General features: G+C 60.2%; 14 protein-coding genes. 13 read left to right on the top strand and 1 reads right to left on the bottom strand.

Annotated elements, in window-relative coordinates; all coding sequences use genetic code 11:
• Positions 1-54 precede the first annotated feature (54 nt).
• From hemN to H9S92_RS16345, 13 genes are all read left to right on the top strand, one after another.
• Positions 55-1491: an oxygen-independent coproporphyrinogen III oxidase gene (gene hemN, locus H9S92_RS16405; RefSeq protein ID WP_187467772.1), complete on the top strand. Its 1437-nt coding sequence runs from the start codon at positions 55-57 to the stop codon at positions 1489-1491.
• A gap of 2 nt (positions 1492-1493) precedes the next feature.
• The gene (locus H9S92_RS16400; RefSeq protein ID WP_187467771.1) at positions 1494-3947 is read left to right on the top strand and encodes a heavy metal translocating P-type ATPase; all 2454 of its coding nucleotides are present in this window, start codon (positions 1494-1496) and stop codon (positions 3945-3947) included.
• An 82-nt stretch (positions 3948-4029) separates the two neighbouring features.
• Positions 4030-4188: a cbb3-type cytochrome oxidase assembly protein CcoS gene (gene ccoS, locus H9S92_RS16395; protein WP_187467770.1), complete on the top strand. Its 159-nt coding sequence runs from the start codon at positions 4030-4032 to the stop codon at positions 4186-4188.
• Positions 4181-6349, top strand: a complete 2169-nt coding sequence (gene ccoN, locus H9S92_RS16390; protein WP_246463936.1) for a cytochrome-c oxidase, cbb3-type subunit I — start codon at positions 4181-4183, stop codon at positions 6347-6349. The genes ccoS and ccoN overlap by 8 nt, the downstream gene beginning before the upstream one ends.
• Before the next feature lie 12 nt (positions 6350-6361).
• Positions 6362-6550, top strand: a complete 189-nt coding sequence (locus H9S92_RS16385; protein WP_187467769.1) for a hypothetical protein — start codon at positions 6362-6364, stop codon at positions 6548-6550.
• Complete coding sequence (locus H9S92_RS22700; protein WP_187467768.1) at positions 6547-7446, top strand: cbb3-type cytochrome c oxidase N-terminal domain-containing protein; 900 nt, start codon at positions 6547-6549, stop codon at positions 7444-7446. The genes H9S92_RS16385 and H9S92_RS22700 overlap by 4 nt, the downstream gene beginning before the upstream one ends.
• A gap of 1 nt (position 7447) precedes the next feature.
• Complete coding sequence (locus H9S92_RS16375) at positions 7448-9043, top strand: 4Fe-4S dicluster domain-containing protein (RefSeq protein ID WP_187467767.1); 1596 nt, start codon at positions 7448-7450, stop codon at positions 9041-9043.
• Between the two features lies 1 nt (position 9044).
• Positions 9045-9482 carry a FixH family protein gene (locus H9S92_RS16370; protein WP_187467766.1) on the top strand — a complete coding sequence of 146 codons (438 nt, stop codon included), beginning with the start codon at positions 9045-9047 and terminating at the stop codon, positions 9480-9482.
• A 12-nt stretch (positions 9483-9494) separates the two neighbouring features.
• Positions 9495-10178, top strand: coding sequence for a sulfite exporter TauE/SafE family protein (locus tag H9S92_RS16365; protein ID WP_187467765.1), 684 nt, complete (start codon positions 9495-9497; stop codon positions 10176-10178).
• 52 nt (positions 10179-10230) lie between these two features.
• Positions 10231-10635 carry a CBS domain-containing protein gene (locus H9S92_RS16360; RefSeq protein WP_246463934.1) on the top strand — a complete coding sequence of 135 codons (405 nt, stop codon included), beginning with the start codon at positions 10231-10233 and terminating at the stop codon, positions 10633-10635.
• Positions 10636-10740: 105 nt separating this feature from the next.
• Positions 10741-10974: a hypothetical protein gene (locus H9S92_RS16355; RefSeq protein ID WP_187467764.1), complete on the top strand. Its 234-nt coding sequence runs from the start codon at positions 10741-10743 to the stop codon at positions 10972-10974.
• Between the two features lie 237 nt (positions 10975-11211).
• On the top strand, positions 11212-12411 hold the full coding sequence (locus H9S92_RS16350; protein WP_187467763.1) for a PAS domain-containing sensor histidine kinase: 1200 nt from the start codon (positions 11212-11214) through the stop codon (positions 12409-12411).
• 11 nt (positions 12412-12422) lie between these two features.
• A complete protein-coding gene (locus tag H9S92_RS16345) occupies positions 12423-13472 on the top strand; it encodes a response regulator (protein ID WP_187467762.1) in 1050 nt (349 codons plus the stop codon).
• 88 nt (positions 13473-13560) lie between these two features.
• Here the strand turns inward: H9S92_RS16345 and H9S92_RS16340 are convergent, their stop codons facing one another.
• On the bottom strand, positions 13561-14442 hold the full coding sequence (locus tag H9S92_RS16340) for an aldose 1-epimerase family protein (RefSeq protein WP_187467761.1): 882 nt from the start codon (positions 14440-14442) through the stop codon (positions 13561-13563).
• Positions 14443-14446: the final 4 nt, after the last annotated feature.

The following is a 14446-nucleotide window of genomic DNA, read 5'->3' as shown; positions in this document are numbered from 1 at the left end:
CCAGGGGAACAGCAAGGGATGTTGGCAGGCGCCTGGCAAGGGCTTTGGCCCGGAATGACATATATCATTGCGGGGGTAGACGTGGATCAGCGTTTGATTTTGGCCGGGGCGGGACCTTTGGGGCCAAACGAAAACGGACCCGTGACGCTCATCGATAAGTACAATCTTCCCGTCCCCCGCTATACCAGCTATCCTACGGTCCCCTACTGGGAAAAGGAAGCCCCTACGCCCGAGCATTGGCTGGAGCGCCTCAACGGGCAATTGGCCGAACACCGGGAGCTGAGCCTGTACATCCACCTGCCCTTTTGCGAAGAACTCTGTACCTATTGCGGTTGCAACAAACACATCACCAAACGGCACTCGGTTGAGGATCCCTACATTGATGCCGTTCTGGCGGAATGGTCGCTCTACGTCCAATCCCTGCACCTGCGTCCGCGCCTAAAAGAGCTGCACCTGGGGGGAGGGACGCCCACGTTTTTTTCTCCGGCGTCATTGGCCCGCCTGGTGGACGGCATTTTGGCCCACGCCGAGGTGGCTGACGACCACTGCTTCGCCTTTGAGGCCCACCCCAACAGCACCACCCCCGAGCACCTGAAAGTGTTGGCCTCCCGTGGTTTTAACCGCATCAGCATCGGCGTGCAAGACTTCAACCCGGCCATCATGCGCCTGATCAACCGCCGGCAAACGGAGGCGGACGTGGAGCGGACCGTCGACGCCGCCCGGGCCGCCGGCTACGCTTCCATCAATTTCGACATCATCTACGGCTTGCCCCGGCAGACGGAGAATGACATCATCCGAACGGCCGTGAAAATCCAGGAACTCCGGCCCGACCGCATCGCGTTTTACGGCTACGCCCACGTGCCCTGGGTGAGCAAAGGACAGCGGGCCTACGACGAGGCGGACGTGCCCGGCGGAACCGAAAAATGGCAACTCTACGCTACGGGCCGCGACCTGCTCGAAGCCTCGGGCTACCGGGACATCGGCCTCGACCATTTTGCCCTGCCCACCGACGACCTCTACCGCGCGGCGGCTACGGGACGGATGCACCGCAACTTCATGGGCTATACCACGGCCGACTCGCCGGTGACGATTGCGCTCGGCTGCTCCTCCATCGGGGACAGCTGGGACACCTACGTGCAGAACGAGAAAAAATTCGACGTCTACTCCCGCATCGTGCTGGAGGAAAAACGCCTGCCCATCGTGAAGGGGCACCGCCTGAGCCAGGAAGACCAGGTGGTGCGCCGCCACATCCTCAACCTCATGTGCCAGGGAAAAACGGACTGGCGGCCCGAAGCCCTGCGCTGCGATGCCCTGGGCCGGGCGGTGGACCAGTGGAACGACATGGCCGCCGACGGCATCATCACGCGCTCGCCCTACCGGGTGGAGGTAACTGCGGCGGGCAAGCCCTTCCTGCGTAACATCTGTCTGCCGCTGGACGACCATTACTGGCGGCAGCAGCCCAGCGCAAAAACCTTCAGCCAAGCCATCTGACCATGGGAACCCTCATTGACCAAACCTTGGCCACCACCCACTGTACCCACTGCGGAGAGGTTTGCCGGGAAGACCAAACCGAAGAAAACGGGCGGGTATTTTGCTGTGCGGGCTGTGCTACGGTCTACACCATTTTAAAAGATAACAATCTCCTCGACTTCTACGGAATGGAGGAGGCTGCGGGCCGCAGGAAGGTGGACGACGGGCGGGACTACGCCTGGCTCGACGTGCCCAAGCTGGCGGAGAGGGTGCTGCGCTACCGGGATGCGGAGCGCTGCCACATTGACCTGGAGTTGCCAGCCATTCACTGTGCCTCCTGCGTCTGGTTACTGGAGCGGCTACCGCAGTTGTTGCCGGGCGTGCGGGCGTGCAGCGTAGATTTTTCGCGGCGCAACGCGGCCATCGTGTTTGATCCGCGGCAGGTGACGCTGCGGCAGGTGGCGGAGCAACTCGACCGCATCGGGTACCCGCCCCACCTCCGAACCCAGGCGGAGGCCACGCAGCAGCCCGAAAACCGGGCCCTGATTTACCGCATTGGCGTGGCGGGCTTCTGTTTTGGCAACATCATGCTGCTGAGCTTCCCGGAATACTTTGGCTTATCGGAGGTATTGCCCTCGGCACTGGGCAGCGATGCGGGTGCGGAGTGGATGGCGGCGGCCATGGGTTACCTGATGCTGGGCCTGAGTTTGCCAGTGTTGTTGTACGCCGGGCGGGGCTTTTTCTCGGCGGCCTGGTATGCCGTGACTGCCCGGCGGATGACGATTGACGTGCCGATTGCCATCGGGATGGTGGCCTTGTTTGGCCGCTCCGTTTACGAACTGGTGTCGGGCAGTGGCCCAGGCTACCTGGATAGCCTGGCCGGACTGGTCTTTTTCCTGCTGATCGGACGCTGGTTCCAGTCTTATACCTTCGCCCGGCTCAACTTTGACCGCAACTACCACGACTACTTCCCGATTGCGGCTTACCGGGAAAATGCGGCGGGTGAGCTAGAGGCGGTGGCCAGTGAAGACGTGGTGGCGGGGGATGTATTACTCGTGCGGCCCGGGCAGTTGATTCCCGCCGACGGCTACTTATCCGGCCAGGTGCCCGCCGCGATCGACTACAGTTTCGTCACCGGCGAGGCTGTTCCGCAGTCGGTAGCCCCGCATGCAGAGGTATTCGCCGGCGGGCGCGCTACGGATACGGCCCTGCGCATGGTGGTGAGTAAGCCCGCCGAGCAAAGCTACCTTTTGCAACTGTGGCTGCGGGAGGGCAAGCGGCAGGAGTTGGGCGAGGTTGCGCCGCCCGAGGGCCTCATCCGGGTCTTCACCGTTTTCTTGTTATTGCTCTCGGCGGCCACGCTGGTGTACTGGTACTCCCGCGACGTGGCCACGGCCTACCGGGCGGCGACGGCGGTGCTGATCATTGCCTGCCCCTGTGCCCTGGCGCTGGCGGCTCCCTTCGCCTACGGTACCTTGCAGCGCCTGCTGGCGGCGCGGGGTTACTATTTCCGGGGCCCCGCCGTGATCCGGGAACTGGCCAATACGGACACCTTTGTATTCGACAAAACGGGTACCCTGACGGGAGAGGGGTTGACGGAGCAACTGCACTTCCTCCAGGAGCGCGTCGCTTTTTTTGACGGCGTCTTTCTGGCGATGGCGAGACAGTCGGACCACCCCAAAAGCCGGGCCATCCGGGCGGCGCTGGAAACTTCCCAGGGTAAACTTCCGGAGGTGTTTACCGCCGGGGTTACCGAAAGCGTAGGGCAAGGCCTGTACTTGCAGCACGAGGGTCGGGAGTTCCGCATCGGTACACCGGCTTTCTGCGGCACAGGGGCCCTGGAAGGGGGGACGAATGCAACGGTGGACGGCAACCCGTACTTTCAAATGGTGCCTGCGGCGGTGAATTTGCGCCCGGGAGTGGGCGAAATGCTGCGGCAACTGGGGAAGCGGGGGGCAACCTGGCTGCTTTCGGGGGATCAGGCACCGGTGCGCAATACCTGGAGCGCTTACCTCGAACCCGGGCAGACCTTATTTCAGCAAAGTCCTTTCGATAAGCGCTCCCGGATCAATGAGCTGCAGGCCGGCCCCCACCGGGTATTGATGGTGGGCGATGGCCTGAATGATGCCGGCGCGCTCGCTGCGGCCAGCGTCGGGCTGGCCGTGAATGACGATGCGTCCCGCTTTAACCCCGCCTGTGACGGGATTGTGCAGGGCGAACAATTGCCGTTCCTGCCCGAGGTGCTGGCAGCGGCGGTCCGCCTGCGCTGGGTGTTGGCCCTCACCTTCGCCCTGGCCTTTTGCTACAACGCGGTGGGCCTGTATTACGCGGTAACGGGCACGCTCAGCCCGGTGGTGGCGGCCATTTTGATGCCACTCAGTTCCGTAACGATAGTGGTGGTGGCCACTGTCGGAGCCTGGCTGGTGGACCTCGGCATTCACCGGCCCGGTGCGAGGGTAGACCCGGCCAGAAAATGATACAAATCATTCCCGCCGATGATGCGCTTCAGTGCCCAGGCTGGCCGGTCGCCGGACCTTGCAGCCGTTAAGGAACTCCGCTATGAAAGTAATCCTCCTGCTCATCCTGCTTAGTCTGCTGATTGCCGTTGGCTTCCTGCTCGCCTTCTTCTGGGCGGTAGGCACCGGCCAGTACGATGATGAGGTAACGCCATCCATTAGAATCCTCTTCGAGGAACCCAAATCTTCTGACAATGACTAAAACAGCTTCTGCCACCAGTACCGATATGGCACTGGAAAACTTTGCGTACGACAACGAGATCGTCAAGAAATTTGCGTACGCCACTGCTTTTTGGGGTTTGATTGGTATGATTGTAGGTTTGTTGGCCGCCCTGCAAATGGTGTGGCCCGTGCTCAATTTTACCGCCGAGACCACCTTTGGCCGGATTCGGCCGCTGCATACCAATGCCGTCATTTTTGCTTTTGTAGGCAACGGAATTTACATGGGGGTGTACTACTCGCTCCAGCGCTTGCTGAAAACGCGGATGTATTCGCGCGCGCTGAGCAACATCCACTACTACGGCTGGCAGGCCATCATTCTGGCGGCGGCCATTACGCTGCCGTTGGGGATTACCACCAGTAAGGAATACGCGGAGCTGGAGTGGCCGATTGACATTGCCATTGCCCTGGTGTGGATTGTATTCGGCATCAACCTCTTCATGACCATCCTGCAGCGGCGGGAGCGCCACCTCTACGTAGCGATCTGGTTTTACATTGCCACCTGGGTGACGGTGACGGTACTGCACGTGGGCAATAGCCTGGAGCTTCCCGTTGGTTTGCTCAAGAGTTATCCCGTTTTTGCCGGGGTGCAGGATGCGCTGGTGCAGTGGTGGTATGGGCACAATGCCGTGGCGTTTTTCCTTACTACGCCTTACCTGGGCCTGATGTACTACTTCCTGCCCAAAGCGGCCAACCGGCCGGTATTCAGCTACCGCCTGTCGATCATCCACTTCTGGGCCCTGATCTTCATCTACATCTGGGCGGGCCCCCACCACTTGTTGTACACGAGTTTGCCGGACTGGGCGCAGAGCCTGGGGATGGTCTTCAGTTTGATGCTCATTGCCCCGAGCTGGGGGGGGATGCTGAACGGCCTGCTGACCCTGCGCGGGGCCTGGGATAAGGTCCGCGAAGACCCCGTACTGAAAATGATGGTAGTGGCCATCACGGCCTACGGTATGGCTACGCTGGAAGGCCCGCTGCTCTCCATCAAGAGCGTCAACGCCATCAGCCACTACACGGACTGGACAGTAGGGCACGTCCACATTGGCACTCTGGGCTGGAACGGCATGCTCACTTTCGGGGTCCTGTACTACATCATTCCCCGGATTTTCCGCACCACCTTGTTCAGCACCAAACTGGCCAACGTCCACTTCTGGATTGCTACGCTGGGTACGCTTTTCTACGCCGTTCCGCTTTACTGGGCGGGCTGGACGCAGAGTTCCATGTGGAAGCAGTTTACGCCCGATGGCCTGCTGCAGTACGGCAACTTCCTGGAAACGGTTAACGCCATTATGCCGATGTACATGCTCCGGGCCCTGGGGGGGACGATCTACGTAGTGGGCGTTTTCATTATGGTGTACAACCTCATTAAGACGGTTAAGCAGGGCGAATTGCTGGCCGACGAGCCCGCGAGTGCTCCCCCCCTGGCGGCGAGCCCCGCAGGACACAAGGGTGAATACTGGCACCGCTGGATTGAGCGGCGGCCCGTGCAGCTGCTGGTTGGTTCTACCGTCGTCATCCTCATCGGCGGCCTGGCAGAGATTTTCCCGATGGTCGTAGTGGATGAGAACGTGCCAACCATTGCCTCCGTCAACCCGTACCGCCCGCTTGAATTGGAAGGCCGCGACATTTACATTGCCAACGGCTGCAACAACTGCCACAGCCAGATGATCCGCCCCTTCCGCTCGGAAACGGAGCGCTACGGGCAGTACTCGCTATCGGGTGAATTCATCTACGACCGTCCGCACCTCTGGGGAAGTAAGCGGACGGGGCCGGACGTTCACCGCCTGGGCGGCAAGTACCTCGACATCTGGCACTACCGGCACATGGAAGACCCCAACTCCACGAGCCCCGGCAGCATCATGCCCGCCTACGCCTGGATGTTGAAGCGCAAAACGGATACCCGTTACCTGGCGGCGAAAATCCGGGTCCTTCAAAGTTTGGGTACGCCCTACCCCGAAGGCTACGCCGAAGTGGCCATCGATGACCTCAACGCCCAGGCCGCCGCAATTGCTACGAGCCTGCGCGAACAGGGCGTTGAAGACCCCGAACTGGAAGAACGGCAGGTGGTGGCGCTCATTGCTTACCTCCAACGACTCGGAACCGACATCAAGGCGGAGGCCGTAACCCCCAGCAAAAAATAAAACCACCCGAAAATGGCAAAGTACTTATTGGCCGGCGCCGACATCAACTGGCTCGCCATCATGGCCCTGCTCACTTTTTTCGCCGTCTTCTCCCTCGTACTGCTCATGGTCCTGGGCCGGGGGCGCGAAAGCTACGCGGAAGTGGAGCAGCAACCCCTGCAAGACAGCTATTCTACCACTGATAAAAACGATGCAGCGTGAATTCCTCAATTTATCATTCTCTGTTGTTGCAAGCCACCGCGCCGGTTGCGGAGGTGGCCCCCGGAGGCTTGTTCTCCGGAATGAGCGTACTCGAGCAACTGCTGCTCGTCTTGATGCTGGTGGTTTTTCTGGCCGGGATGGGAGCCGTCATTAACCTGAGCTTTACCCTGATGGGCATGCAACGCCTGCGGATGCTGGAGCAATACCACCCGGAAGTATTGCAAAAGGTCGGCATCCCCCTGCCCGCTGCCATGACGGAACCCTGGTGGAAGCGCCTCTACGACCGCATGAAGGGCGGGGTGCCGCTGGAAGCGGAAGAAGAAATTATGCTCTCCCACAACTACGACGGCATCAAGGAACTGGACAACAACCTGCCACCCTGGTGGAAAGGGGTGTTGTACCTGACCATGGCCTTTGCCCCCGTGTACATCTGGTTTGTCCACTTTTCGGACTACGGCAACCTGCAACACGAAAGCTACGTCTACGAGATGGAAAATGCCGCCGCCGAAGTAAAAGCCTACCTGGCGACCCAGGAGGATGCCATTGATGAGACCAACGTGCCGCTGTTGGTGGAAAACGAGGCCATCGAGAAAGGACGCACCTTGTTTTCTGCGAAGTGTGCCGTTTGCCACGGGCAGTTGGGAGAGGGGGGTATTGGCCCCAACCTGACGGATAAGTTCTGGCTCCACGGCGGCAGCGTCGGGGAGGTCTTCAAGACCATCAAGTACGGAGTCCCCGAAAAAGGTATGATTGCCTGGAAGAGCGAATTGCGTCCGCGTGACATGCAGGAACTGGCCAGCTTCATCAAAAGCATCGGCGGAACTTCTCCCCCCAATGCCAAGGCTCCGGAGGGCGTGGAATACGCGGAGGAAATTACAGAACCTTTAAGCAAGTAACATGGGCACCGGTGGCCAAAAGGAGAGTTTCAGGGACAGCATCGGCACGGTTGATGCCGAAGGAAAGCGCCGCTGGGTATTCCCCAAGCAGCCCAGGGGGCGGTATTACCGTTGGCGTACCTACCTCAGCTTTGTGCTGCTGGCCATCTTGTTTGGCTTGCCCTGGCTGCGCGTAGGCGGTGCACCGCTGGTACTGCTCAATGTACTTGAGCGCCGCTTCATCCTTTTCGGGCTCAGCTTTTCGCCCCAGGATTTTCACCTCTTTGCCATTCTGATGATCACCGGAGTGGTCTTTATCGCGCTGTTTACCGTCGTTTTCGGGCGGATCTTTTGCGGGTGGGTTTGTCCGCAAACCATCTTCATGGAAATGGTCTTCCGGAAAATTGAGTACTGGGTGGAAGGCGATGCCAACGCCCAGCGGCGCTTGGCCCAGGCCCCCTGGAGTGCGGAGAAAATCCGCAAGAGGGTGCTCAAGCAAGGGCTCTTCCTCCTCATTTCCGCCGTGATTGCCCACACTTTCCTGGCCTACATCATCGGTACGGATGCGGTTTTGGCGACGGTCCGGCAATCTCCCCTGGATGCGCCGCTGGGCTTCCTGGCCATCGTGGTGTTCATCGGCGTGTTCTACTTCGTGTTTGCGAATATGCGGGAGCAGGTGTGCATTGCCATTTGCCCTTACGGCCGCTTGCAGGGGGTATTGCTCGATGACGACAGCATCAATGTAATCTACGACTACGAGCGCGGGGAGCCCCGGGGGAAAATCCGCAAGGGGCAACCTAAAAAGAGCAGTTGTACGGACTGTGCCGACTGCCGGGAGGGCCGCGAAAGCTGCAGCGATCAGATCCTGCACCGCATGGAAGCCGCCCTGGAGCGGGACGGTCATCGCTCCGCATCCACCACCCCGGCACCTGCGGCCGCGCCCACCCAAAACTATACGGCTGCCGATGTTTTGCAGCTGGACACCGAACCCGTACGCAAGGGCGACTGCATCGACTGCGGCCTCTGCGTGCAGGTGTGCCCGACGGGCATTGACATCCGCAACGGCATCCAGCTGGAGTGCATCAACTGCACGGCCTGCATCGACGCCTGCGACGAGGTGATGGACAAAATTGAGCGACCCCGCGGCCTGATCCGCTACGACAGCGAAAGCGGCGTGGCGCGGCAGCAACGCCGGATCTGGACCCCCCGGGTGATGGCCTATTCGGGCGTACTGCTGGCCCTCATCGCCCTGAACATCGTCTTGCTCGGTGGCCGCGATGGCCTCGACGTGCTGCTGCTCCGCACCCCTGGCCTGCTGTACCAGGAGAACGCCGACGGCAGCTACAACAACCTGTACAGCTACCAGATTGTCAACAAAACCGGCGACGAACTGCCGCTGGACTTCAGCGTGGTGAAAATGCCGGGCGCAAAAGTCCGCTTCGTAGGCACGGCCCCCGCCGCCCAGCCCGGAAAAATCACCGAAGGGGCACTTTTCGTGGACCTCCCCGCCGACCCCGGGCCCGCCTTTAACGGGCAGGTAGAGATCAGCGTGACGGTAGAGGGCAAGGAGGTGGAGCACCTCTACACCACATTCGTACATCCCCACAAAAACAAATGACATGAAACTCCACTGGGGCCACGGCATCTTCCTTTTCTACGCCTTTTTTGTCAGCACCCTCGTAATCGTGGTGGTGAAAAGCCGCAACTTTGACAACAGCCTGGTGTACGAAGATTACTACGCGCGCGACATCAACTACCAACAAGAATTTGACCGCCGCCAGAACAGCAGAGGACTCACGGAGGGCCTGCGCCTGGACCATACGGCCGACGGCCCCGCCCTCCAATTCCCCGCCGCTCCGGCGGGAGCAATTGAAGGGAGTGTGCTCTTGTACCGGCCGAGCAGCAAGACCAACGACCGGCGGGCGGCCCTGGCCGTGGCGGCCGATGGCAGGATGCCCCTCAACGTTGCCGGACTGCCCCTGGGCCGCTACCGCGTCATTGTGGAATGGAAAAAAGCTGGCGTAGGGTACTACGACGAGCTGGACCTCACCCTTTAAATTCCGGGTACCGTGGAACTGAGCATCGCCTTCGCCCTGGGCCTGACCGGCAGCCTGCACTGCGTAGGCATGTGTGGCCCGCTGATGCTGGCCATGGGGGCGGGCAACGGGCTGCGATCTGCCCTGGCCTACCAGACGGGGCGCATTGGGGTTTACCTCTTGCTGGGGGCATTGCTCGGCAGCCTCGGGCTGGGGATGCAACTCTGGAACGCCCAGAGCACGGTGGCCCTGGTTTCGGGGGGGCTGTTGGTGGCCTTTGCCGTACTGCGCCTGGACCCCGGTAAGCTGCTGGCGCGGCAGCCGTGGTTTGCCCGCTTCCAACTGCGGCTGCGCGGGGTGGCCGCCACCTTTGCCGCGCAGGGAGGTTTGCGGGCCAAGCTGGTGCTGGGGGCGTGCAACGGTTTGCTGCCCTGCGGCCTGGTTTACCTGGCCGTCATTGCGGCGGCCAACGCGGGCAGCCCGGCGAAGGGTGCCGCCTTCATGCTGGCCTTTGGCCTCGGGACGCTGCCCCTGTTGCTGGGCAGTCTCTTCCTGGGCCGCCGCATCGTCCGCCTGGGCCCCGACCGCCTGGCGGCCTTCACGCCTTACGTCATTGGCCTGGCCGGGCTGCTCCTGCTTTGGCGGGGCTGGACGGCCTACCTGCCCAACGATTTCTACAACTTTCAGCAACTGGCCTTCCCGCCAATGTGCCATTGATGGGTGCTCCAACCTTAACTTCCATTATACTTAAGCTTAAAAGCAATAAATTATGAATCTCCTTACAAAAATCGCTACCATCATGACGACGGACCTCGCCACGGTGACTATTCATACCCCCGTCACCGTAGCCATCGACCTACTGGTCCGGCACGGAGTACACCACCTCCCGGTGCTTACCCCCGAGGGGCGTTTGGCCGGCATTCTCAGCCAATCGGATTTCCTGAAGCTGAGTTTCCCCGGCAGCGGCCTCAACACCGTGAGCGATATCATGACGGCCCACGTCGCCAAGCTGGAACCCTCCGATACCGTGCGCACCGCCGCCAACCTGTTTACCCTCAATAAATTTCACGCCTTGCCCGTGTTAGAGGAGGACAAACTGGTGGGAATCGTGACGACCCTGGACCTGATCCGCCTGATCGATCAGGAGCCCATCCGGCTGGAAGACTACGTGTGAGCTGAACAGCACGGAGGGTGACACAGATCATTTTACCCCGTGACCTGCATCAGTGCCCACGCTGGCTGAGCGCCCGAAATTTGTGACACAACAAAACACAAACACATGCGCTTTTTCGCCTGCTCCTTTGATAGCGTCCTGATCCGCTTTTTCCTGATGATGGCCTGCGTAATTGGTGGCCTCTTTATCGGTCAACCCCTGGTCGCCATCCTCGCCCTCCCGCTCTTTCTCAGTGCCGTGCTGGGCGTGAGCTTCCTGCCCGAACCCACAGTAGGCGCCGCTGAGGCAAAAGCCGTAAAAATGAAAAATAAACCTACCCGCACCCAGCAGGTGGCCTGATAACGGAACACTCCGCACCCATTAATTGCCCAGCGTCCTGGTTTTCTTACCGGGCGCGGACGCAGGTGCCGGGTAAGGACAGGTGCAAGGTCCACCCCCGTTAAGAATTTAGAGTTTATCGGTCTGGGGATATTTATTGTAAGTACAGTTCTCGTGCCTCTGGTTACTGCCAGGGGCACTTTTTGTCGGTAAGGCCCCTTACCTTTACCACATCCGTAGAAAGCTAAACCGACGCCGATGACCGAGCATAAACTGGGTGAGGAAGACAGCCGCCGCCTCCGGGCCTTGTTTGAAATGGCCACCGACGGCATCATCACCATGAGCACCCAAGGCGTTATCGAGAACGTCAACCAGGCGGCCTGCGAACTTTTTGGATACGCGGCCAAGGAACTGCGGGGGCAAAAAGTAAATATGCTAATGGGTGAGCACGACCGCGCCCACCACGATGATTACCTGCACCGCTACCACGCCACCGGCCAGAAACACATCATCGGCATCGGGCGGGAGGTCATCGGCCGGCGCAAGGACGGCGAGATTTTCCCCCTGCGCCTGGCCGTGAGTGAAGTCCATCTGGACGGACAGACGATCTACACCGGTATTCTTCACGACCTTTCGGAGTTCAAACGCGCCCAACGCCGGGTGGAGGAACTCAACACGGAACTGGAAAACAAAGTCGAAGAACGCACCGCCGCCCTCCGGGAACGGGAGCGGGAACTGCAAAAGGCCCTCAGCAAAGAGCGCGAACTCAATGAACTCAAGAGCCGCTTCCTGAGCATGGCCAGCCACGAGTTCAAAACGCCCCTGAGCACCGTGCTAAGCTCCATCGAGCTGATCGAGCTCTACAAGGAAACAACGGAACAACCCAAGCGCGAAAAACACGTCACCCGCATCAAGGACGCCGTCTTACAACTCACCGAGGTGTTGAACGACTTTCTTTCCCTCTCCAAACTGGAGCAGGGAGAAATCACCGCGCTGCCCCGCCTGATCGATTTGCGCGCACTGGTGGCCACCTGCGTAGAGTCCAGCGAAGGGCAAATGAAAGACGCCCAGCGGATCATCCTGGAGCTGGCCGAGGAACCCAAGCTGATCGTCAGCGACCCGAAATTGCTGCGCCACGTCCTCGTCAACCTCATTTCCAACGCTGCCAAGTATTCTTCCCCCGGGCAGGAGATCCGCATTTCCACCGGTCGGCGGCAGGAACAATGCTTTATTACCGTCCAAGACCAGGGCATTGGCATTCCCGCCGAAGACCAGGTCCACCTTTTCGACCGTTTTTTCCGGGCCCGCAACGTAGAAAATGTGCAGGGTACTGGCCTGGGCCTCAACATCGTCGATCACTACGTGAAATTACTGGAAGGCACCGTCGAATTTACCAGTACCTTGGGCAAAGGGTCGGCCTTCACCGTCTTAATCCCCTTGGGCCCCGAGCAGATCTGAACCCCACCGCTATGGAAACCACCACCATTCTGATCATTGAAGACAACGAGGAAGTCCGGGAAAACCTGGCCGAAATCCTCGAACTCTATGGCTACACCGTCCTGGCCGAACCCAACGGGCTGGCGGGCGTAAAAACCGCCATCCAGGCCTCGCCCGACCTGATTCTCTGCGACGTGATGATGCCCGAACTGGATGGCTACGGCGTACTCAACCTGCTCAGCGAAAACGAACGCACCAGCGGCATCCCCTTCATTTTCCTGACCGCCCGCACGGAAAAGGACGACATCCGCCGGGGGATGAACCTGGGGGCGGACGACTACATCACCAAGCCTTTCTACAAAGACGAGCTGCTCAGCGTCATCCGCACCCGGCTCAAAAAAGCCAAATTGCGCGGTACCGACCCCTCCGGCGCGGCCACTGCCCACCTGAGCAACCCCGAAGGAGGCTTTGCCCGCCTGGAAAAGGCCTTTGCGGAAACGGGGCGGCCACTGCTCATCGATGCGGGCCAGACGATTGTCCGCGAGGGCGAATACCCACACTTCATCTACCGGGTTAGTGGCGGTCGCGTTCACCTCAGCCGCTCCCACGAGTATGGCCGGGATTACATCATCGCGGAGCTGGGCGAAGGGGAGGTTTTTGGCATCCCTTCCGTCTTGGAACGCGCGCCTTTTCACTATACTGCCCGTGGGGCGTCCAGCGGAGCGACCCTGCAGGCGCTGGCCACGGATAGCCTCCTCAAGCTGCTCAATACCGACCGCAACATCACCGAGGCCCTGATGCGCCTCATGGCCAGCCGGGTGGTGGCCCACAGCGAACGCCTCGTTCACCAGGCTTACGACAGTGTACGGCGGCGCACGGCGCTGGTTCTTTGCGACCTGCACCAGAAGTACGCCGGCCAGCCCATCGAGCTATCGCGCGAAGAACTCGCCCAAATGGTGGGCAGCACAAAGGAAAGCGTCATCCGCGCCCTCTCCGACTTTAAGCGCGAGGGTTTGGTAGCCAACCAGGGCAAAAAACTCGTTATTCAGGAGGTGGAAGGCTTACGCGGATTGTTGGTGTAAAGCAGTTTTTGGCGGGGGTCATCCCTCGCTCTTCGTCCATTCTCCCCCCATCGGGGGGGTGGGGGGGGAGCACCTGCGGCCGCGCCCTCTACAGCAGTATCTTAATGTCGAAACTCATCTCGTAAGTTTCGCCGGGCTCCAGGGAGATGATGCCCTCCTTGTGTTTGAATTGTCCGTCGCTATCGGCGGGGTCCGAAAGCCCCATCCAGGGTTCGAGGCAAACAAAATCGCCCTCGGGTTTGGCCCAGATCCCGAAGTGCGTCCAGCCCGCATAATCGAGCTTCAGGACGGGGCCGCTACGGGCACTTTCGAGGATGACGCTGTGCGAGTGGAGGTCTTTGAACACCAGCGCATCGTGGGCAAAAAGATTGTGGGTGAGGGGCAGGATGTTGCCGTCGCGCCACGGCACTTCGCGGGTGTCCTGGCCAATCGTCCCATCGGGCAAAACCAGGTAGCTGCGGGCGTCTTCGGGGCTTTCGAAGCGGAGGAAATAATCTTCGTACCGGTCTCCTTCGAAGCAAGGCACGCGAAAGGCAGGATGACCGCCGAGGCAGAAATACATCGTTTTGTCGTCCTCGTTACGGATTTCGTGGTAGACGATCACGTGCTCTTCACGCAGGCGGTAGGTGACGCGGAAGTCGAATTCGTAAGGGTACTGTTCCAGGGTTTTTTCGTCCCAGTTCAGGCGAAAAGTCAGGCGGTCTTCGGTGTGGGAGTAAGGCTCGAGATTTTGGTTGTGGCGCACCATGCCGTGTTTGGGGATGCGGTATTCCTGGCCGTCGATGGTGGTTTTACCGTCTTTCAGCACGCCGATGATCGGGAAAAGCACGGGGGCGTGGCTGCCCCAGATGGCGGGGTCGGCTTGCCAGATGTACTCGCGGCCGCTGGGGAGGTGGACGAGGCTGGAAAGTTCGGCGCCGACTTCTTTGACGGTCAGGCGCAGGCAGTGGTTTTCGATGGAGTGGCGCATGGCG

The sequence above is a fragment of the Neolewinella lacunae genome (assembly GCF_014349155.1).
GTDB classification, from domain to species: Bacteria; Bacteroidota; Bacteroidia; order Chitinophagales; family Saprospiraceae; genus Neolewinella; species Neolewinella lacunae.
Note: the sequence above shows the minus strand (reverse complement) of the source record. Positions and strands in the feature narration are given on the sequence as shown.